General features: G+C 57.7%; 17 protein-coding genes. 11 read left to right on the top strand and 6 right to left on the bottom strand.

Annotated elements, in window-relative coordinates; translation table 11 throughout:
• Positions 1-7 precede the first annotated feature (7 nt).
• A complete protein-coding gene (locus ACQZ45_RS21240; protein WP_065687675.1) occupies positions 8-619 on the bottom strand; it encodes a glutathione S-transferase family protein in 612 nt (203 codons plus the stop codon).
• A gap of 195 nt (positions 620-814) precedes the next feature.
• Positions 815-2,230 (bottom strand): aldehyde dehydrogenase family protein, encoded by a 1,416-nt coding sequence (locus ACQZ45_RS21235; protein ID WP_121557760.1) that lies wholly within the window; start codon positions 2,228-2,230, stop codon positions 815-817.
• Positions 2,231-2,328: 98 nt separating this feature from the next.
• Here ACQZ45_RS21235 and ACQZ45_RS21230 point away from each other — a divergent pair, with 98 nt between their 5' ends.
• The 3 genes from ACQZ45_RS21230 (at position 2,329) to ACQZ45_RS21220 (ending at position 5,889) form a co-directional block, all read left to right on the top strand.
• Positions 2,329-3,228: a LysR family transcriptional regulator gene (locus ACQZ45_RS21230; protein ID WP_003517025.1), complete on the top strand. Its 900-nt coding sequence runs from the start codon at positions 2,329-2,331 to the stop codon at positions 3,226-3,228.
• A 351-nt stretch (positions 3,229-3,579) separates the two neighbouring features.
• On the top strand, positions 3,580-4,947 hold the full coding sequence (locus ACQZ45_RS21225; protein ID WP_448742536.1) for an enoyl ACP reductase FabMG family protein: 1,368 nt from the start codon (positions 3,580-3,582) through the stop codon (positions 4,945-4,947).
• Positions 4,948-5,265: 318 nt separating this feature from the next.
• On the top strand, positions 5,266-5,889 hold the full coding sequence (locus tag ACQZ45_RS21220; protein WP_025591660.1) for a pyridoxamine 5'-phosphate oxidase family protein: 624 nt from the start codon (positions 5,266-5,268) through the stop codon (positions 5,887-5,889).
• Between the two features lie 394 nt (positions 5,890-6,283).
• Here ACQZ45_RS21220 and ACQZ45_RS21215 read toward each other — a convergent pair whose 3' ends face one another.
• The 3 genes from ACQZ45_RS21215 to ACQZ45_RS21205 form a co-directional block, all read right to left on the bottom strand.
• Positions 6,284-6,643, bottom strand: coding sequence for a hypothetical protein (locus ACQZ45_RS21215; RefSeq protein ID WP_013637537.1), 360 nt, complete (start codon positions 6,641-6,643; stop codon positions 6,284-6,286).
• A 94-nt stretch (positions 6,644-6,737) separates the two neighbouring features.
• The gene (locus ACQZ45_RS21210) at positions 6,738-7,361 is read right to left on the bottom strand and encodes a hypothetical protein (protein WP_035200805.1); all 624 of its coding nucleotides are present in this window, start codon (positions 7,359-7,361) and stop codon (positions 6,738-6,740) included.
• A gap of 295 nt (positions 7,362-7,656) precedes the next feature.
• Positions 7,657-8,385 (bottom strand): DeoR/GlpR family DNA-binding transcription regulator, encoded by a 729-nt coding sequence (locus tag ACQZ45_RS21205; protein ID WP_013637539.1) that lies wholly within the window; start codon positions 8,383-8,385, stop codon positions 7,657-7,659.
• A gap of 338 nt (positions 8,386-8,723) precedes the next feature.
• Here ACQZ45_RS21205 and ACQZ45_RS21200 point away from each other — a divergent pair, with 338 nt between their 5' ends.
• The 8 genes from ACQZ45_RS21200 (at position 8,724) to ACQZ45_RS21165 (ending at position 18,783) form a co-directional block, all read left to right on the top strand.
• Positions 8,724-9,770, top strand: coding sequence for an autoinducer 2 ABC transporter substrate-binding protein (locus ACQZ45_RS21200; protein ID WP_003517012.1), 1,047 nt, complete (start codon positions 8,724-8,726; stop codon positions 9,768-9,770).
• A gap of 71 nt (positions 9,771-9,841) precedes the next feature.
• Positions 9,842-11,341 (top strand): sugar ABC transporter ATP-binding protein, encoded by a 1,500-nt coding sequence (locus ACQZ45_RS21195; protein ID WP_003517010.1) that lies wholly within the window; start codon positions 9,842-9,844, stop codon positions 11,339-11,341.
• Between the two features lie 13 nt (positions 11,342-11,354).
• Positions 11,355-12,332 carry an ABC transporter permease gene (locus tag ACQZ45_RS21190; RefSeq protein ID WP_003517007.1) on the top strand — a complete coding sequence of 326 codons (978 nt, stop codon included), beginning with the start codon at positions 11,355-11,357 and terminating at the stop codon, positions 12,330-12,332.
• Between the two features lie 14 nt (positions 12,333-12,346).
• On the top strand, positions 12,347-13,345 hold the full coding sequence (locus ACQZ45_RS21185; protein ID WP_013637542.1) for an ABC transporter permease: 999 nt from the start codon (positions 12,347-12,349) through the stop codon (positions 13,343-13,345).
• A gap of 4 nt (positions 13,346-13,349) precedes the next feature.
• Positions 13,350-14,432, top strand: coding sequence for an aldose 1-epimerase family protein (locus tag ACQZ45_RS21180; RefSeq protein WP_013637543.1), 1,083 nt, complete (start codon positions 13,350-13,352; stop codon positions 14,430-14,432).
• A gap of 25 nt (positions 14,433-14,457) precedes the next feature.
• Entirely contained in the window at positions 14,458-15,396 is a 939-nt protein-coding gene (gene rbsK / locus ACQZ45_RS21175; protein ID WP_013637544.1) for a ribokinase, read from the top strand.
• A 19-nt stretch (positions 15,397-15,415) separates the two neighbouring features.
• Complete coding sequence (gene deoC / locus ACQZ45_RS21170) at positions 15,416-16,375, top strand: deoxyribose-phosphate aldolase (protein WP_025591671.1); 960 nt, start codon at positions 15,416-15,418, stop codon at positions 16,373-16,375.
• Positions 16,376-16,386: 11 nt separating this feature from the next.
• Positions 16,387-18,783 carry an aldehyde dehydrogenase family protein gene (locus ACQZ45_RS21165; RefSeq protein ID WP_065687671.1) on the top strand — a complete coding sequence of 799 codons (2,397 nt, stop codon included), beginning with the start codon at positions 16,387-16,389 and terminating at the stop codon, positions 18,781-18,783.
• A gap of 359 nt (positions 18,784-19,142) precedes the next feature.
• Here the strand turns inward: ACQZ45_RS21165 and ACQZ45_RS21160 are convergent, their stop codons facing one another.
• Positions 19,143-19,793 (bottom strand): LysE family translocator, encoded by a 651-nt coding sequence (locus tag ACQZ45_RS21160; protein WP_013637548.1) that lies wholly within the window; start codon positions 19,791-19,793, stop codon positions 19,143-19,145.
• Positions 19,794-19,929 lie beyond the last annotated feature (136 nt).

Below are 19,929 nucleotides of genomic sequence, written 5' to 3'. Positions count from 1 at the left end.
ATGCGGATCAGGCGGCAAGGCCAACCGGAGTCCCGATAAAGTCCACGAAGCCCGGAAGCGCTTCGATACGACGAAGCAGCCTGTTGACCGCAGGATAAGTGGAGAGATCCACGTTGCCTTCAGGGGCGCGGGCCACGTAGCTGTAGATTGCGACGTCAGCGATCGTCGGGCGTTCGCCAACCAGCCATTCTCGGTCGGAAAGCTGAGTTTCGAGTTTTCCAAGGACCGCATGGGCGCGACTAATGACTTCTTCCGGATTGAACTTGGCACCAAAGACGGTGACCAGGCGGGCCGCCGCCGGACCATAAGCGATCTCACCGGCAGCTACCGACAACCAGCGTTGGACCGCTGCGGCGCTCTTCAGGTCATCGGGCAGCCAGTCCGTCCGTCCGGTTTTCTTGGCAAGGTAGACCAGGATCGCGTTGGAATCCGATACGTATTCGCCGTCGTCGTCGAGAACCGGAACCTGGCCAAACGGGTTCATCTTGAGGAAATCGGGCGTCTTGTGCGCGCCGGACATGAGGTCCACCTCAACCAGCTCATGCGGCAGGTTGATCAGTGAAAGGAACAGACGGGCCCGATGCGAGTGGCCCGACAAAGGATGATGATAGAGTTTCATTGTGCGCTCCTGCGAGTATCGTTCGGGTCAATTCCCGATCCGCACCTGCAGATTGCTATTATTACGTGGTGATGAGAACGATCGTGCTTCACACTTCATCATTACACCAGGTGCAACAATGGCCACCCAACAGGGCTCGCTCGACGGTATGTGGCATCAGGCCACGCAGCCAAGAAGTTGCGTGGCCTTTAGATGTCACGACAGTACGGCACGGGGTTCGAGAAAGGCCTCGAGCCCAAAGACGCCGAATTCCCGCCCGAAGCCGGATTGCTTGAATCCGCCGAATGGTGCCATTGGGTCATGCGGCGCATCGTTGATGAACACGCGGCCTGCCTCGATCTGGTTTGCGACGCGTTTTGCCCGCGCGACGTCGGAAGAAAAGACGTGCGCCTGCAGGCCGTAATCGGTGTCGTTCGCGATCGTGATGGCGTCTTCCTCGTCGCGGTAGGAGATCAGCGATAGCACGGGGCCGAATATCTCCTCGCGCGCGATGCGCATGTCGTTGCGAACGCCGGTAAAGATGGTGGGCTTGACGAACCAGCCGCGCTGCAGCCCTTCCGGACGACCTTCGCCGCCTGCCAGCAGTCTGGCGCCTTCCTCCTGTCCCAGGCGAATATAGCTTTGCACGCGATCCCACTGCTTCTGGCTGACCATCGGACCAACCTGAACCTGGTCGTCGGCCGGTTCTCCCGACCGGAAGTCTTTGATCGTGTGGCTGAGCCGTTCCTCGATTTCACCGAACCTGCTTTCTGGAGCAAGAATGCGGGTTCCGGCAATGCAGGCCTGACCGCTGTTGCGGAACCCTGCCACCAGCACCTGCGGGATGGCGACCTCAAGATCGGCATCGTCCAGAATGATGCTGGGGCTTTTGCCGCCAAGTTCCATTGTGACGCGCTTCATAGTGGCCGCTGCTGCCTGAACAATGCCGCGACCTGTGGCAGTGGAACCGGTGAAGGTGATCTTGGACACGTCGCGGTGAGCAGTCAGTGCCGCACCAACGACGCCTCCATACCCGGTGACGATATTGAAAATGCCATCGGGAAGACCGGCCGCGTGCAGGCATTCAGTGATCACCTGCGTCTGCAGGGCGCTCATCTCCGAAGGTTTGATCACCATCGTTGCTCCGGCTGCAATGGCGGCGGAGAGCTTGCCGCAGATAAAACTGTAATTGCTGTTCCAGGGGGTGATCGCCACAGCAACACCCGAGGGTCGCATCTCGACATCGGCGCTGCCCATGCGGCGTTGGAACTCGTAGTCCTTCAGCGTTCTTGCCATGTCGAGAAAGACGCTACCTGCGCGTGACGCTGAAAAGCCGATGAAGCCCGATGGCGCACCGTATTCTTCACGCATGGCGGACGCCAGATCGTCGGTTCGGGCGGACACCGCGGCATGCAGCCGGTTCAGCATGTCGATCCGCTCTTTTCTGGTCGTATTCGAAAAGGCTGGGAAAGCGCGTTTGGCGGCAGCAACTGCGCGGTCGGCGTCCCGCTCATCTGCGAGCCGCACGCTGCCGATCTGGTCCTCGGTTGCCGGATTGAAAAGCGGCGCCCATTGATCGCCGTGCGGCGTGACAAACGCCCCGTTGATATAGATCCGATCGATGATGTGCATGTTTCTTCTACTGTGATGGCTTCACAGCAAAAATGGCATGCGGTAAGTGTTGCGTGTAGTAGGACAAAATCGGACAGCCTGATGAACTGGATTGCGCAATGAGGGCAAGCCTGATCGAGCTTGAAGCGGTTGCCGGCGTCGCGCGTCACGGTGGATTCCGGGCTGCCGCGCGCGAACTCGGTATGTCGTCATCGGCTTTGAGCCATGCGATCGCCGCACTTGAGGAGCGCCTTGCCGTCAGGCTTTTCAACCGCACCACGCGTAGCGTGTCCTTGTCTGCAGCCGGTGAGCAATTCCTATCTGAAATCGCACCTGCCCTGCAGACGCTCGAGAAGGCGATCGAAAATGTCGGTGAACATTCAGATCGGCCCTCCGGGAGACTCCGGCTGAATATGGCGCCGGGCGCGGCGCGCATTCTGCTGCAGCCGCTCATCCTCGAGTACAGCCGTCGATACCCGGATGTCGACATCGAGATAGTGACCGAAAATGCGCTCGTGGATGTGATCGGCAAAGGTTTCGATGCGGGCATTCGTCTCGCCGAGGCTATCTCGCCCGACATGGTGGCCGTACCGATCATTCCGAAAATGCGGTCTTTCGTCGTCGGCTCGCCGCGCTACTTCGACGGCCGTTCAAAGCTTGTCGTCCCCGCCGATCTCGCCCGGCACGTCTGTATCCAGATGCGCATGACGAGCGGGAGACTCTATCGCTGGGAGTTTGAGAAGCATGGGGAAACACACTTGATCGATGTCAGCGGCCATCTGACATTTGATGGGTCTGACCTTATTCTGGAGGCCGCTCTTGCCGGATTTGGGCTCGCCTATCTGGGTGAACATGCACTTGCGCCCCATATTGCCTCAGGCGATCTCATTCCTGTTTTGGAAGACTGGTCTCCCGAATATCCGGGACTTAGCCTTTATTTCTCGCAACGGCGACACATGCCAGCCAAACTGCGTGCCTTCATCGAGTTGATCCGAGAGCGTTCGACTGGCGACAATTGATAACGAGGATGCCTATCTTTGTCGTAAGCCTGGTCGTTGGTGCATATTTTGTCGATACCGGTCTTCTTGCAAGCTTGCGAGAAGGCAGTCTGAACAGGTCTTCGACGCGACAAGATTCGGCGTGGTGCGCCACCGGAGAGGCGCGATGTTTCCAGCGAGCTCTTTTTTGGTATCGGCGCGCCGATCCCCCGGCCTCGGCATCCCCTGTATTGTAGGGCGAACAGAGACCGACTTCACGTTTTGAAATGAACGGTCACCGAAAATGAGTTCCCATTCCGTGCCAATGCGGTCATGTCTTTGCAAAACTTGCACGAGCCAGTGTTCGATGACAAACTTTAAAGAGTTGACAGCATGGAAAATCCGGTTGCATTGAATCGCCTTTCTGAAAACACGGTGTTCCGTAAAGGCGACGTTTTCGTACTCTTCGGCGAACTGTTCGGCCGCGGATACGCCACCGGCTTGCTCGACGAAGCGAGACGGGCTGGAATGGAGATTGTGGGGATCACCGTCGGGCGGCGTGACGAGAACAACACGCTGCGGCCGCTCGACGCCGATGAACTGTCTTCGGCGGAGGCCCAGCTGGGCGGCAGGATCATCAACACACCTCTTATGGCGGGTTTCGATCGCGATGCGCCCGCAGACGGGCCGACTCCCACCGATCTCCTGGCAAAAATGACGCTTGAGAGCTGGGAGCACGACAAGCTCGACTGGGACTATGTCAGGCAATGCCGCGACATTGCCAATGCGCGTTTTACGGAATCGCTTTCGAAAGTCATGACCGTTCTCGACGGTATGATCGCCGATGGCCGCAATGTTTTCTTCGCCCACACAATGGCAGGCGGCATCCCGAAGGCGAAGGTGTTCCTGGTTATCGCTAATCGGATCTACAAGGGAACCGGAACCCGCCACATGTCCTCGCAGACCCTGCTCGACAGTGACATGGGAAAACTCATCCTGCAGAATTTTGACGACGTCTCCGCAAACACCTTTCGCCATCTCATCGATTTCAGTGCGGCGATCCGCGAGCGCGTTGAAGCTTCAGGCGGTCAAGTGCGATATACGGCCTATGGTTATCACGGATCGGCGGTCCTCATCGACGGAAGTTATCGTTGGCAGACCTACACCAACTACACCCAGGGTTACGCGAAGATGCGGCTCGAAGGCATTGCAGAGGAAGCCTGGGCTAAAGGGATCAAGGCAACAGTTTATAATTGCCCCGAAATCCGGACCAATTCGTCCGACGTGTTCACCGGTATCGAGCTGCCCCTGATACCGCTGCTGCTTGCCTTGAAGAAAGAAAACGGCGGCCAATGGGCAGATGACCAGTGGCAGGCCTGCCAGCAGCTGCTGGTAGATGGCCTAACGATGGAAGACGTCTTCGGCAAGATCGCCGCCATGCAGGCCAGCGATGTCATGCGTCCGTTCTATGACTTTTCGGCATGGCCCATGGCAAACAGCCAGGCGCAGGCTGATCTCACCATCGGCACGTCCAACGAAATCACCCAGATGCATCGGGATAGCAAGGTGATGATCAGCGATCTGTTGAGCAGTCTCGTTGTGACGGCAACAGGGCAGCTAATCTTCGGTGAATCTTCCGAACCCTCCGGTCCAGTTCTGTGGCTCAACCATGACATTGTGGCTCGGCGACTTAACGCTTCCCACCCGCATTCGAAGTCTTCCGCGCCGCTAATGGGATCCGCGCAGCCTGAGATGGCGTGAAGGCTTCCCAGCCTGGCCTGGAGACCGGGTGCTTTAGCCATGAACGATCCAGAACCAGATGGGAGGACTGGTCCCTGGTGGTAAGAAACAACTACCCCGATGCCGAGCTTTATGTTGATCGTCTCTCCCGGGCCTTGGTCGGATCGTCGCTGATCGCGGCGAGATGCGTTGGCAAGTTGCAGGCTAGGGCTTGCAGGACTAACGTATACGCCAGGTCTGAAGGGTATAGCAGCGCAAAAAAATCGGGCTTGCTATAAGACAACTTAGGCTCACACCGGGAGACAGCGGTGCGAGCCTGCGTTAACAGGGGATTGAGACATGCCATATCATTTCCTTGAAGTCGCCGTGACGCCAAGCGTCAGAGCCGCTCAGTCTGCCATGGGCGTGGACCAGATCTGGTTGGGTAATGATAGCCGTCCCTCCGATACCCTCACAGAAGACGAGATCGCTTTCATCGCCGCACGTGACAGCTTCTATATGGCATCAGTCTCTGAAACGGGCTGGCCCTACGTTCAACATCGTGGAGGCAAAGCCGGTTTTCTCAAAGTCGTTGATCAACGAACTCTGGCCTTTGCCGATTATCGCGGCAACCGACAGTACATCAGCACCGGCAATCTGGCTGCCAACGACCGGGCCTGTCTTTTTCTGATGGATTACGCGCGAAGGGCGAGGCTTAAAATCTATGTTCATGTAGATCGGCTGACACTTGATGCCGACCCGACGCTCAACGATCTGGTATCCGACTCCACATATAAAGGCCGCGCGGAGGGGATTTTCAGGCTTCGGCTTGAAGCGTACGACTGGAACTGTCCCCAGCATATTACTCCGCGCTACACCCAACAGCAGGTCGAGCAGGCAGTCGCTCCCCTTCGTGAAAAACTGCTGCAATTAGAAACCGAAAACGCAGCCTTGCGAGCACAGTTGGGAGGACTTCAAACATGAATGAAGTTCTACGACCACTATGTCCCCCGTTCAGCGTGGTGGAGAAAGTGCTGCTTGCCGTTTGTTAGGATATCTGGCAGGCGCGTTCTTGGCCGCTCCTTTGAGCGCGCGCAACACCTGCAGTGATCAGCCGCATGGGGTACCAACGGTCTACCGGAAATAATTGTCAGCTTTCGGGCTTCCAGTTTGCGGTGAGGCCGTGACAACGCTTCCGACCGCCTTGTGTCGATTGCGGTAATTGTGGAAGAACGGCCAAGAATGTTGGCCGAGCCGCTGCCTTGAGGCTTGTGCCAATGCGTATCGGAGCAAGCCATCAGGCAAGCACAAAAAGTGAGAGAAAATGTTCCGTTTTTCAGTGATAGTGGCTGCGTGCTTGAGTATCAGCGGATGCGGACTAACCAAGGTACCTGATTTTGTGCATGATCGCGACGTGAGCAAGCTGGATGCGGTAGGTGTCAGCCTGGAAGCCGCAAGAGCGATGGCGACGCGAAACGGCTTCCGATGCAACCAAAGCCTTGATCGAAACCGCACAGTCGTGGCCAAAGACAACGTCCAACGCAAGACCGATATCCTTGAGTGCCATAAAACCTCCTTTGATCTGGTCTGCCCGCAGCGACGATACGTGGTTTTCAATGCCGATCCGCAGAGCGGCATAGTTTACAGCGTGGGCCGGCGTATAACCCAACATTCCTGTTTCTAAACCGATGAACTTAAAATGCTCCGGCGTTGAACCTGCCGACGAATGTTCTTTCACGGCAAAGATCGCCGCTGGAACATTGACCCTGCCGATGAAATGTCAGGCCAAGTGCTGTGATCGCGCGTGATACCAAGAGTGCTGGCATAAGTGCTTAACGAAGCAGTCCGTCCACGTCGAACTCCTCCCAGCCGCCGAGCTTCGAGGCCGGATCATCGGAAGACGTCGTTGGCCGCTTCGCAACCTTCTTCTTGAGCGACCGCGTCAGCTTCGCCTGATATGCCGCGCGCCGCCTCTTTTCGGCTTTCGCCTCTGCATCCTCCACCCGCCATTCGTCCACAACGCCACGGTCGAGAAGGTCTTCGACCACCTTGGGGTCAAAGACATGGAACGTGATCTGACGGGCGCGGCCATTCAGTCTGACCGTTCGCGTCCCCGCGCTCGGCAGGCGACCGTCGGCAAGCCAACGATGCCGCTCGCTCGTCTTGATAGTCAGGATGTCCTCGATTTCGCGCGGGATTACCGGCAGTGCAGCGGCCTCCGTCACCACTTTTGTGACGATGGTCGCTGCTGCATTGAAGGCGGTCTTTTCACTGGCCGTCATCGCCAGGGTGAGGTCGACTCCTTCGAGCGAGATCAACTTTTTTGCATGAGCGGGCAGCCTTGCCTGTATTTCTTGAAGGACGCCTTTGGCGCGAACGGCCGACCCCATTGTCACGGTAGCCGGCAGGGTCCATGTTCTGATCAGTTCGATGTGATGTTTTTCATGCTTCGGCATGTCGCACAGATGGTGTTTGAGCGCGTTCAAGTCAAACAGCTAATTGATGGCACTCGTTCACTCGGCCAACTCGCTACGAGGCATGGAAGACACGTCTGATGAACATCAGCCGATCTTTCCTCTCCCTTCGTATTGCTGAAATCTTCCATCAGGATACGCAGGAATGGTGTAGCAGCAGGGGCGTTTCTGCCGGCTTTCTGGCCGGACTGCGGTGATGTTCGCCCTGGTGGGGCGAAAGATATCGCTGAGCTCTCTCTCCCGAGGCTTATTTGGGAGCCCTCGTTGTCGGTTTGTCTCAAGCCCAGGGTGAAGGCTGATCTGCAATAACTGAGTTGAAGTCGCCTATGGCAGCGTAGCGCGCGGCTCGCACCTTTCTGAATTTGCTGCTGTCCACCACCAGATGCTTTTGAACCGAGCGTTGCATAACCATCTGCTTGATCGGCACTTCATGAAAATGTGAGCAGGTGACGCCATGCTGTTCGTCCACGCCACCGGCAGACAAAAATGCCTTGTTGATATTGATGCGCTTCAGCACCTCGATACCCTCATCACCCGAAAACGAAGCCGCTTCCGGATGATAGACCCCCCCGAGCATGATCAGGCGGACATCGGTTCTGCTCGCCAGCTCCTCTGCAACATTGAGGGAATAGCAGATGACCGTGACATGGGCGTTTGCCGGAATTTGCCGCGCCAGATGCGGCATCGTCGTTCCGCAATCGATGAATACAGTGTCATATGGTTCGATTAGAGCTGCCGCCTGCGTGCAGGCGCGCGCCTTGGCAGTTGCATGGCTGTCCTTCTCCTGCTCGAGCACATAGTCGCTGCTGATGGCGCCATCCTGAACCGGAATGATGTAGCCGCCAAGACAGCTAAGCCGCTGACCGTCGGCGGCAATGTCGCGGCGAATGGTAATTTCGGATACGCCAAGCCGGGACGCTGCGTCCCGCAGCCTCAGGACACCCGTTTCCTGAACCAGCCCGGCCAGTGCGTCCAACCTGGCATTGTGTGCACTTATTCTGCTCACCTTATCTCCGCTTTCGGTTTGTCCCTGCGCTTCATATTTCGGTGTTAGTTTCCTTGCAATCGCCCCTCTCTACGCTTGACAGAAGAACAACAAACATGAAACGATCGAAACATAATGATCGGATTGTATCATAATAGTTCGCATTATCGGGAGAGGAAGACAACAGGTTTCTGGGTCACATCGTGGTCCATCTACCGGGGCGTGGGAAGCCTTTTCCGGGAGAATGAGGAGGCGTCGGACGCGTGAGGAGCGGATACCGGCGTTAGGGATCGACCATTGTCGGGTGCTGCGACTGGAATAGGTCCGGCACAGTGCAGTTTCAAAGGGAGGAGTTATCCGTGAACAAGATTTTCGCAACCATCGCGCTTGCTGCCACGCTTTCGGCGTCGGCTGTCTTTGCGCAGAGCGCCGTCGATACATCGAAGGTCAATAAGGAATTGATCACCGCGGCGAGTGGCAAGAAATACACCATTGCGACCGTCGTGAAGGTGGATGGCATCGCGTGGTTTGACCGCATGCGCGATGGCGTCGAGCAGTTCAAGGGCGATACCGGAAACGATGTCTGGATGGTTGGCCCAAGTCAGGCCGATGCCGCCGCCCAGGTACAGATTGTTGAAAATCTCATCGCGCAGGGCGTTGACGCCATCGCCATCGTGCCGTTCTCGGTGGAAGCGGTGGAACCGGTGCTCAAGAAAGCCCGCGATCGCGGCATTGTCGTCATCAGCCATGAGGCTTCCAATATCCAGAACGTCGATTTCGACATCGAAGCCTTCGACAACAAGGCCTATGGCGCGAACCTGATGAAGGAGCTCGGCAAATCCATGGGCGGCAAGGGCAAATATGTCGCCACCGTTGGCAGTCTGACGTCCAAGTCGCAGATGGAATGGATAGATGGCGCCGTCGAGTACCAGAAGGCCAACTTCCCGGAAATGTCGCAGGCGACCGAGCGGCTGGAAACCTATGACGACGCCAATACCGACTATACCAAACTCAAGGAAGCGATGACCGCCTATCCTGATATCACCGGTATTCTCGGCGCGCCGATGCCGACATCGGCAGGCGCGGGTCGCCTGATCGCCGAAGGCGGTCTGTCGGGCAAGGTCTTCTTCTCGGGCACGGGCCTGGTTTCCGTTGCCGGCGAATACATCAAGAACGATAACATCCAGTACATTCAGTTCTGGGATCCGGCCGTTGCCGGTTATGCCATGAACATGCTGGCTGTCGCGGTTCTCGAGAAGAAGAACGAGCAGATCAAGGCCGGCCTGAATATGGGCCTGCCCGGTTACGAAAGCCTGCTGGTTCCTGACGCCTCCAAGCCACATCTGCTCTATGGCGCAGGTTGGGTCGGCGTGACCAAAGAAAACATGGACAAGTACGACTTCTGATCCGAACCACGGAGGGAGGGGCAACCCTCTCTCCTTACACCCCGTGTTTTCCAGCCTTGCACGAGGCCATTATGACTGAAAATCTGATCGAGCTGCGCCATATCGGCAAGCGGTTTGGCGGCGTGAAGGCGCTCGACGACGTGTCGCTGAGCATTCGCCCGGGAGAAATCCATTGCCTTGCCGGTGAAAACGGTTCCGGTAAATCCACCGTCATCAAAATCATGTCCGGGGTTTACACGCCCGAGGACGGCGAGATTCTGATCGACGGGAAGCCTGTTGGCAAACTCGATCCGGTAAAATCCGTTCACCACGGTATTCAGGTGATCTATCAGGATTTTTCGCTGTTCGGTAACCTGACGGTCGCCGAAAACCTGGCGATCAATACATTCTTGATGGAAGGCCGCAAGACGGTCGACTGGCGACAGGTTCGTCAGCTGGCTCAAAAGGCGTTGGACCGCCTCGGCGTGAGCATCGATCTTGATGCGGATGTCGAAAGCCTGCCCACGTCGGGCAAGCAGATCGTGGCGATCGCCCGCGCTCTCATGGCCGATGCGCGCCTGATCATCATGGATGAGCCGACGACGGCGCTAACGCGCCACGAGGTCGATGCCCTGTTCAAGATCGTGCGCGATATTCAGGCGCAGGGCATTGCCGTTCTCTTTGTCAGCCACAAGATGCGCGAGATGCTCGAAATCAGCGAGCGCCTGACCGTTTTCCGCAACGGCAAGAAGGTTGCCGAAGGACCGATTGCCGAATTCGACGAGCCGGCAATCACACGCGCGATGACGGGGCAGGAACTGACCGCCCACAGCTACCAGTGGGCTCCTCGGGAGGGCGCCGACATGCCGGTGCTGGAAGTGCGCAATCTCTCGGTTCCGGGTTCGGTGGAAAATGCCGACCTGACGCTGAGGCCGGGCGAAATCGTCGGTATTTCGGGCTTGATCGGTTCGGGTCGCACCGAACTTGCACTGGCGCTGTTTGGCATGCGCCCTGACTTTACAGGTTCAGTGCGCCTTGCAGGCCGCGAGGTTCACCCGAGGACCGTTCAGGAAGGTATTGCCTGCGGTGTCGCCTATGTGCCGGAGGACCGCCTGACCGAGGGGCTATTCCTGACACAATCGATCGAGCGCAATATCATTGTCACGTCGATTGAGAAATTCGTCCGCGGTCTTTTCATCAATCGTAAAAAGGCCGACGAAACGACCCGCGATATGTTCTCGGCCATGCAGATCGTGGCGCCGGGACCGCACACGCCGGTCAACCATCTGTCCGGCGGCAACGCACAGCGCGTGGTTCTGGCTCGCTGGCTGCTGACGGGCGCCAAAGTGCTGATCCTGAACGGCCCGACCGTCGGTGTCGATGTTGGTTCCAAAGCACAGATTCATAACATCATCCGCAAACTGGCCGAAAAGGAAGGCCTGTCCGTGCTGATGATTTCCGACGATGTCCCGGAACTGGTGCAGAACTGCAATCGCGTGGTGGTTATGCACCGCGGCCGTTTCGTTGATGAATTGTCCGGAGAAGGCATGACCGAAGACGCCGTTAATGACCGGCTCAAGACGCTGAATTGAGGGGCCGCAAAACATGAAATTCTTCAGAAGCACAGAATTTATTATCGCGGGCGTCTTGCTGGCGGCCATGGTCATTATTGGTACTATCAACCCCGCATTCTGGTCGCTGGACAACATTTTCGGGCTGCTGCGTTCCAATGTCGTGATCGGCATTATGGCGCTCGGCGTCCTGCTGGTGATGATTTCCGGCGGTATCGATGTTTCGTTCACGGCCTTTGCCATTGCAGCGATGTATCTGACTGTGCGCGCCATGGTCTATCTGGGTTATGACGGCGTGCTCGTTCCCTTCGTTGCGGCAACGCTGATTGGGCTGGCTCTTGGTGCGTTCAACGGTTTCATTATCCACCGTTTTAGGATGATCCCGCTGATCGTGACGCTTGGAACCGGATCGATCGTGCGTGGTCTGGTTCTAGGCCTCGTCGGCACCAGCATCGTCAACATCAACAAGATGCCAAAGGAACTGATCGGGTTCGGCAAAACCGACGTCATCTCGCTGACGTCGGCCACGGGATCGACTTTCGGCCTGACCGCGATGTTTGTGGTCTATATGGGTCTGGCATTGGTTATCCACCTCGTCCTCACCTACACCATGATCGGGCGCAGTGTTTATGCCTATGGCGGCTCGCCCGAAGCGGCCAAGCGCGTTGGCTTCAATACGGGTGCGACGATCTTCTTTGTCTATTGCGTTGCCGGTGCGCTGGCAGGTTTCTCAGGGCTGCTGCACTCATCGATGATCTGGCTTGCCAACCCGCGTGACTTTGTCGGTCTCGAACTCGACGTGATAGCGGCCGTGGTTCTGGGCGGGGCATCGATCTTTGGCGGACGCGGCACGGTTCTCGGCACGTTGATGGGCGTGTTCATGCTGGTGATGGTCAAAAACTCACTGATCATCATGAAGGTGGACACCACCTGGCAGCGCGTCGTTGTCGGCCTGATCATCATCGTCGCCACCGCCATCACCGCATGGCGCGATCGCAAAAGCATAGCGTAACGGGAGAGCGCATCATGAAAAATTCGTTCGATATGCGCCGGCTTCTCGGCAACGACAACAACATCCTTCAGCTCCTTGTGATCACCGTCATCGTCTTCGCGCTGATGACCTGGATGAACCCCGGCAAGTTCCTGAATTATTACAACTTCGAGTCCATCAGCTATATCATGCCCGAACTGGGGATCCTCTCCATCGCCATGATGATCGCCATGCTGACCGGCGGCATCGATCTTTCCGTGGTGGGGATTGCCAATCTGGCGGGTATCATCGCAGGCGTCTATTTCCATTCCACCATGGTTCAGGCAGGGCAATCCTCTACGTCGGGCATGGTGTTATACACCGGTCTTGGCATCCTGCTCGCCATGGCAGTCGGCTTGCTGGCCGGTTTGGTCAACGGCCTGCTGGTCGCGAAACTGCGCATTACGCCAATCCTTGCGACGCTTGGCACAGGCCAGGTCTTGATGGGACTGGCACTGGTGATGACCGGCGGGCCGGCGATCGTCGGTTTTCCCGATGCATGGAACTGGATCGGTAACGGTAAAATCTTCGGCATCGCGACTCCGTTCCTGCTGTTCGTCGCCGTGTGCATCATCGTGGCTATCCTGCTGACGCGCTCGACGCTTGGCATCAACCTGATGCTGATCGGGACCAATCCGCGGGCCGCAGTGTTTGCCGGCATCCGCAAAGATCGCATGATGCTGTATTCCTACATGCTGACCGGCGTTCTGGCGTCACTGGCGGGGATCATTCTGTCCGGCCGAACCAATGCAGCGAAATCCGACTACGGTGCGTCCTATCTGTTGCAGGCGGTGCTGATCGCGGTACTCGGCGGCACCAATCCCGCAGGCGGAAAGGGGCGGGTTCTTGGCATCGCCATCGCACTGATCGCCCTCATGCTGCTTTCCTCCGGCTTCCAGATGATGCGGTTCTCCAACCACCTTATCGACTTCATCTGGGGGGCATTCCTCATTCTCGTCATCGCCATCAATGCGTGGCGCAACCCCGGCAGGTGATCTCATGCAGGCGACGGAATTTCATCTCCGCAGGCAGGACTTTACAGACGTCCCGCATCTTCTGGCCGCAACCGATGGGCTGAAGGTCACCGCCTTCCGCTATGCCACCGGCATTGAGGCACTGCAATTGGACAACCGCCTCGGCCGGATCGTCATATTGCCTTTCATGGGGCAGATGATCTGGAGCGTGGCGTTCAACGGCGTCGACCTGACCATGGGAAGCCGCTTTGCCATACCACGACCGGCAGGTTCAATCGTCGAGACCTATGGGTGTTTTGCATTCCACAGTGGCATGCTGCGCAATGGTTGCCCGTCGCCGCAGGACAATCACCCCCTGCACGGTGAAATGCCCTGTGCCGCCATGGACAAGGCCGGTTTTGTCGTCGCCCACGACGCGCGCGGCGCCTATGTTCGGGTAACAGGCGAAGTTGAATATGTCATGGGCTTCGGCGCCAATTATCTCGCCCGCCCCAGCGTGACTTTGCACGCTGAAGACACGCTTTTTGACATGGTCATGGATATCCAGAACCTGTCATCAGCGCCCATGGACCTCATGTATATGTGCCATGTGAACTTTGCTTATGCCGAGGGTGCACGCATCGTTCAGCCCGTGCCGTATACGCCGGAGCAGGTGAAGGTGCGCACGGCCGTGCCCGGCCATGTGACGCCAAACCCCGATTATCTTTCCCTGCTGGAGACGCTGGCAAAGCAGCCTTCAGCCATGGAAGTGCTTAACGAGCCGCAACGTTACGACCCCGAACAGGTGTTTTACATTAACGGCCTGCCGACGGACGGCGAGGGGCTTACGCATCTGATGATGCAGCGGCGTGAGGGCGATGGCTTTGCCATCTCCTATCCGCTTGCCGCCTTCCCGAAGACGGTGCGCTGGATCCTGGTCAATGGGGATTCGCAAGTTGCCGCATTTGCCCTGCCGTCGACCTGCGAGCCGGAGGGCTATCTGGCGGAGAAGGCCAAGAACAACGTGCAGAGCCTGGCACCGGGCGAACGCAGGGCGTTTCCGGTACGGCTCGGCTATCTCGATTGCGCTGCCGCCGATCAGTTCGGCGCCAGGATCAGCGCCCTTTGAAACAGGATATCCAGGGAATTTCGGCATGAGCAAGAAAATCGGGGTCGTAGGCTCCAACATGGTCGACCTTATCACCTATGTGAACCGTATGCCCGGACCGGGCGAGACGCTCGAAGCTCCCGCCTTCGAAATGGGTTGCGGCGGCAAGGGCGCCAATCAGGCGGTGGCTGCGGCGCGTCTTGGCGCTGACGTCATGATGGTCACCCGGGTCGGTGAAGATGTCTTCGCCGACAATACCATTCGCAATCTCGAGAGCTTCGGCGTGGATACGCGTCACGTGGTGAAGGTTGCCGGCAAGTCCAGTGGCGTCGCGCCGATTTTCGTCGAGCAGTCTGGCGAGAATTCGATCCTCATCGTCAAGGGCGCCAATGCCGATCTTCTGCCGGCAGAGGTCGACAAGGCGGCCGCCGATCTGAAACAGTGCGGTCTGATCCTCATGCAGATGGAAGTGCCGGTTGAGACAGTCTATCACACCATCGAACTTGCGGCCCAAAACGGTATCGAGACGATCCTCAATCCTGCGCCCGCCGCTGCCAATCTCGATCCGGAGCGTATTCGCCAGGTAACGTTCCTCGTTCCGAACGAGAGCGAGCTGGCATTACTGTCCGGCTTGCCGACCGAGACCGACGAAGCAATCATCACTGCCGCCCGTTCCCTGATCGCACGCGGTATCCGTACCGTCATCGTGACGCTGGGCGGACGTGGCGCGCGCATGATTACGTCAGATGAGATCGTCAATATCGAGCCCGTCAAGGTAACGCCGAAAGACACCACCGGCGCTGGCGACGCCTTTATTGGCTCCTTTGCCCGCTTTTATGCCGAAACGGGAGAGGTCGTGTCCTCACTGAAGAAGGCATCTCTCTATGCGGCGCATTCCATCACCCGTCCCGGAACACAGAAGGCTTATGCCAGCATCGAAGAGTTCGAGGCATTCTGCCGCGAACATGACCATGCCGCAGCCTGACCCCAAGAATGGACAGAAAATGAGCGAAGCATTCCCCAGAAACAACGGCACGGCTCTCAAACCGGAATGGTTTGAAGATGTATCGGTCAATCGCAGTGCCTCTGAACGGCGGGCAGCAACAATCACCACCCGGCGCTCGGTCAAGAAGGAATATCAGGTTGCCTGGCAGATCAAGGCGATTACCTGCATCGATCTGACAACGCTGTCCGGCGACGACACGGCCGGTCGTGTGCGCCGCTTGTGTGCGAAAGCACGACGTCCGGTCAGGGACGACATTCTTGAAGCACTCGGCCTTGCGGACGCCGGCATCACAACCGGTGCCGTCTGCGTCTATCCGACCATGGTGCCCCATGCCGTCAAGGCACTGGAAGGCACGACTATTCCGGTCGCATCGGTGGCGACAGGCTTTCCCTCCGGCCTAACTCCGCTACCGCAGCGGCTGGCAGAAATCCGCTATGCCGTCGAGCAGGGCGCTAAGGAAATCGATATCGTCATTACTCGCGAGTTCGTTCTGACGCAGAACTGGCCAGCACTTTATGATGAGATCGCCGCGATGCGTGAAGCCTGTGGCGACGCCCATATGAAGGCTATCCTGGCGACGGGTGATCTCAATACGCTTACCAATGTCTATCGCGCCTCGATGGTGGCGATGCAGGCGGGTTCGGACTTCATCAAGACCTCGACCGGCAAAGAAGAAGTCAACGCCACTCTGCCGGTCAGTCTGACCATGGTGCGTGCGCTGCGCGACTACGGCGAACTGACTGGCCAGATGGTCGGCTTCAAGCCTGCAGGCGGGTTGAAGACAGCGAAGGACGCGTTGTCATGGCTGACGCTGATGAAGGAGGAGCTGGGCAATCGCTGGTTGGAACCGGACCTGTTCCGCATCGGCGCCAGCTCGATGCTTGGCGATATCGAGCGCCAGCTCGAACATTTCGTAACCGGTCGCTATTCCAGCGCTCACCATCACGCTGCCGCGTAAGGACTGAAAAAATGCGACCCATCAAGGACATTTTGGAAACCATGGAATATGGACCTTCCCCCGAAGCCAATGGTGATGTGAAACAGTGGCTCGACGCGCATGGACGCTCGTTTGGACATTATATCAACGGCCGGTTCGTTTCTCCGGAGGGCCGCGAGACCATTTCCGTGTCAAACCCCGCAAACGGGGATAAGCTGGCGGAAATCATTCGCGGCAATGAGGAAGACGTCGATCAGGCGGTCAAGGCCGCCCGCACGGCCTTCGCAAAATGGTCGAAGCTGTCGGGTCACGAGCGCGCTCGTTACCTCTATGCCATTGCCCGACATGTACAGAAGCGCGAGCGCTTCCTGTCCGTTCTGGAAACGATGGACAACGGCAAGCCGGTTCGCGAAACCCGCGATATCGACATCCCACTCGTCGCCCGCCATTTTTACCATCACGCCGGATGGGCCGAAATGGTGGAAGACGAGTTCCGTGGTTTCTCGCCGGTCGGTGTTTGCGGTCAGGTGATCCCGTGGAATTTCCCTCTGCTGATGCTGGCGTGGAAGATCGCGCCGGCGCTTGCTGCCGGCAATACCGTGGTACTTAAGCCTGCAGACCTGACACCGCTGACCGCTGTCGCCTTTGCGGAAATCTGCCACGAGGTCGGCCTTCCCGCCGGTGTCGTCAACATCGTGCAGGGCGATGGCTCGACAGGCGCTGCAATCTGCGGCCATGACGGCATCGACAAGGTTGCCTTCACCGGCTCCACTAAGGTCGGTCGCGTTATTCGCGAGCAGATTGCTGGTTCGGGCAAAAAGCTGTCGCTGGAACTGGGCGGCAAGTCACCATTCATCGTTTTCGAGGATGCAGATCTCGATGCGGCGGTTGAAGGTGTTGTTGACGCGATCTGGTTCAATCAGGGCGAAGTCTGCTGCGCCGGTTCCCGCCTGCTGGTGCAGGAAGGTATTGCCGATAAATTTTATGCACGGCTGAAAAAGCGGTTGGAAACCCTGCGGGTCGGCGATCCGCTCGACAAGTCGACCGATGTCGGCGCGATTGTTTCGGCCACGCAGGTGAAACGCATCACGGATCTGGTACGCAAGGGCGTGGAAGAGGGCGGTGAACTTTGGCAGAGTTCCAACCCGTTGCCGGCCACCGGCAATTTCGTCGCTCCCGGCTTCTTCACCGAAGTCGATCAGGCATCGACGGTTTGCCAGGTGGAAATCTTTGGCCCGATCGCTGCGGCGACCACCTTCCGCACGCCGGATGAAGCCGTTTCGCTGGCCAACAATACCCGTTACGGCCTCGCCGCCTCCATCTGGTCGGAAAACATCAACGTAGCGCTTGATCTGGCCGCCCGCGTCAAGGCTGGCGTGGTCTGGATCAACTGCACCAACATGCTCGATGCCGGTGCAGGTTTTGGCGGCTACCGCGAAAGTGGCTTCGGTCGCGAAGGTGCGCGCGAGGGGCTTTACGAATATCTGGCGGCAGACTGGGAAAAGAGCCTGCCGGTTACAAAGCCCGCTGAATCCTTCACGCCATCTGCATTGCCGAACGCTGACAGCAAGATGGCGATTGATGGCCTTGATCGAACCATGAAGAACTATATCGGCGGCAAGCAAGCCCGCCCCGACGGTGGCTACAGTTATTCGGTGACCGGCAAGGGCAACGCCGTGATTGGAATGGCCGGAATAGGCAGCCGCAAGGACATCCGCAATGCTGTGGAAGCAGCGTCCAAGGCAGGCAGCTGGAGTTCCGCAACCGCCCATAACCGTGCGCAAGTGCTCTATTATCTTGCAGAGAACCTCGATGCACGGCGTGACGAATTTGTCGCCCGCATCATCGATAGCACCGGTGTCAGCGAAAAGAAGGCGAAGGACGAAGTCGACGCATCTCTGCGCCGTATTTCCTATTATGCCGCCCAGGCAGACAAGTTCGATGGCGCCGTGCACTCCACCAAGTCGCGTCACGTCACGCTTGCCATGAACGAGCCTTGGGGCATCGTCGGGATCATTTGCCCCGATGAGGCACCCCTCCTGTCGCTGGTGTCGCTGGTGCTGCCTGCAGTAGCGATGGGCAATCGCGTTGTGGTGGTCCCGTCGTCTCGCCATCCATTGATTGCCGGTGATTTCTACCAGGTGCTGGACACGTCGGATATGCCCGGCGGGGTCATCAACATTGTGACCGGCGAAAGCGATCTGCTTGCAAAGACACTGGCCGAGCATGATGACGTTGCGGCTGTGTGGTATTTCGGCTCGACCGAGGGAAGCGCGATGGTCGAGCGGGCTTCTGCGGGCAACCTGAAGGCCACCTGGGTCAATAATGGCCGTCAGCCCGATTGGCTAAATCGCACCGAAGCGCAGGGTCGTGATTATCTGCGCAGGGCGATCCAGGTGAAGAACATTTGGGTGCCATACGGAGCCTGACCGGCATTGTGCACGGGCGACAACTGACAAGATGGCTTACGGAGGCCAACGGTCTCCGTAGGTTTTTTGAATTATACTAATTGCTGCAACCGCATCTTTGCCCTGTTGGCCAACCTGGAAACGTCATTGGCGCAACTTCTGGGTTTCGAGCGGAACGAGCAAGCTAATAAACGGTTGAAAACCGTCGATTTAGTAAAGATCGCTCAGGGCCTTGGCGCCGATCTGGCGCCACAGCCAATCGCGGCTTGCTACGAAATCTCATATCAAAGCGACGCCGACAAAAATCGAACACAAGGGACGCCCCGTTGTCTCCAATAGGTTAGCCGTTCAGGGCGACTCCCAAGGTACAACAGGATGGTCTATTTCTTTTGATTGCCAGCAAAAGCGGCCGTCAAGCCAAGACCGATATACACGAAACCACTGACCCAGCGTTCAGCCTTCAGGTACGCGGGACTGCGCTTCAGCCACTTGCCGGCCGTGCCGGCGGCAAGTGCGTAAGAGCTGTCCGTCAGAACGCCAATCGCTGTGTAAACAAGCCCGAGAAAAGCGATCTGCATAGCCACATGGCCACGATTGACCTCAACGAACTGCGGCAAGAAAGCCAGAAAGAATAGTGCGGTCTTCGGATTGAGAAGATTAACGATAAAGCCCTCACGAAAGAGGCGCATGCGGCTCCGTGTGGGTAAATCGCCCTCGACGCCGGGAATATCCGAGGGGCCAAAAAGCTTTTTGAGGCCAAGCCAGATCAGATAGGCCGCGCCGGCATACTTTACGACGCTGAAGGCGAGCGCGGATGATGCCAGGAGCGCCGACAACCCGACAGCCGCGGCGGCGACATGCACAAGCGTGGCCGTATGGATGCCAAGGATTGAAACGAGCCCCGCAGAGCGACCCTGCTCGACCGAGCGCGCGAAGATGTAAAGAACTGCCGGTCCCGGCACAAGAAGCAGCACCAGTGTAGCGCTGACGAACAGGCTGAGATTTGTTAAGCTGGGAATTACCAAATCCATGATTGTCTTGCCCCGTTTTATATTGCACGAACGATAGCATTGGGCTTGCTCCAATGCCATATCGTCGTCTGCGGCTTGACACTTTTATGGTTTCACATCGCGCCGATTCCTGGTTCCGGGCTCACATGAGCCGCTA

The sequence above is a fragment of the Agrobacterium sp. 16-2014-1-2a genome (assembly GCF_053522705.1).
Note: the sequence above shows the minus strand (reverse complement) of the source record. Positions and strands in the feature narration are given on the sequence as shown.

Bases quoted from the DNA above. Each gene is read 5' to 3' on its own strand.
- ACQZ45_RS21230 (WP_003517025.1), top strand. From the start codon at position 2,329: ATGAGGGCAAGCCTGATCGAGCTTGAAGCGGTTGCCGGCGTCGCGCGT.
- ACQZ45_RS21210 (WP_035200805.1), bottom strand. From the start codon at position 7,361: ATGCCGAAGCATGAAAAACATCACATCGAACTGATCAGAACATGGACC.
- ACQZ45_RS21180 (WP_013637543.1), top strand. From the start codon at position 13,350: ATGCAGGCGACGGAATTTCATCTCCGCAGGCAGGACTTTACAGACGTC.
- ACQZ45_RS21185 (WP_013637542.1), top strand. From the start codon at position 12,347: ATGAAAAATTCGTTCGATATGCGCCGGCTTCTCGGCAACGACAACAAC.
- ACQZ45_RS21220 (WP_025591660.1), top strand. From the start codon at position 5,266: ATGCCATATCATTTCCTTGAAGTCGCCGTGACGCCAAGCGTCAGAGCC.
- deoC (WP_025591671.1), top strand. From the start codon at position 15,416: ATGAGCGAAGCATTCCCCAGAAACAACGGCACGGCTCTCAAACCGGAA.
- ACQZ45_RS21190 (WP_003517007.1), top strand. From the start codon at position 11,355: ATGAAATTCTTCAGAAGCACAGAATTTATTATCGCGGGCGTCTTGCTG.
- ACQZ45_RS21225 (WP_448742536.1), top strand. From the start codon at position 3,580: ATGGAAAATCCGGTTGCATTGAATCGCCTTTCTGAAAACACGGTGTTC.
- ACQZ45_RS21165 (WP_065687671.1), top strand. From the start codon at position 16,387: ATGCGACCCATCAAGGACATTTTGGAAACCATGGAATATGGACCTTCC.
- rbsK (WP_013637544.1), top strand. From the start codon at position 14,458: ATGAGCAAGAAAATCGGGGTCGTAGGCTCCAACATGGTCGACCTTATC.
- ACQZ45_RS21160 (WP_013637548.1), bottom strand. From the start codon at position 19,793: ATGGATTTGGTAATTCCCAGCTTAACAAATCTCAGCCTGTTCGTCAGC.
- ACQZ45_RS21240 (WP_065687675.1), bottom strand. From the start codon at position 619: ATGAAACTCTATCATCATCCTTTGTCGGGCCACTCGCATCGGGCCCGT.
- ACQZ45_RS21195 (WP_003517010.1), top strand. From the start codon at position 9,842: ATGACTGAAAATCTGATCGAGCTGCGCCATATCGGCAAGCGGTTTGGC.
- ACQZ45_RS21235 (WP_121557760.1), bottom strand. From the start codon at position 2,230: ATGCACATCATCGATCGGATCTATATCAACGGGGCGTTTGTCACGCCG.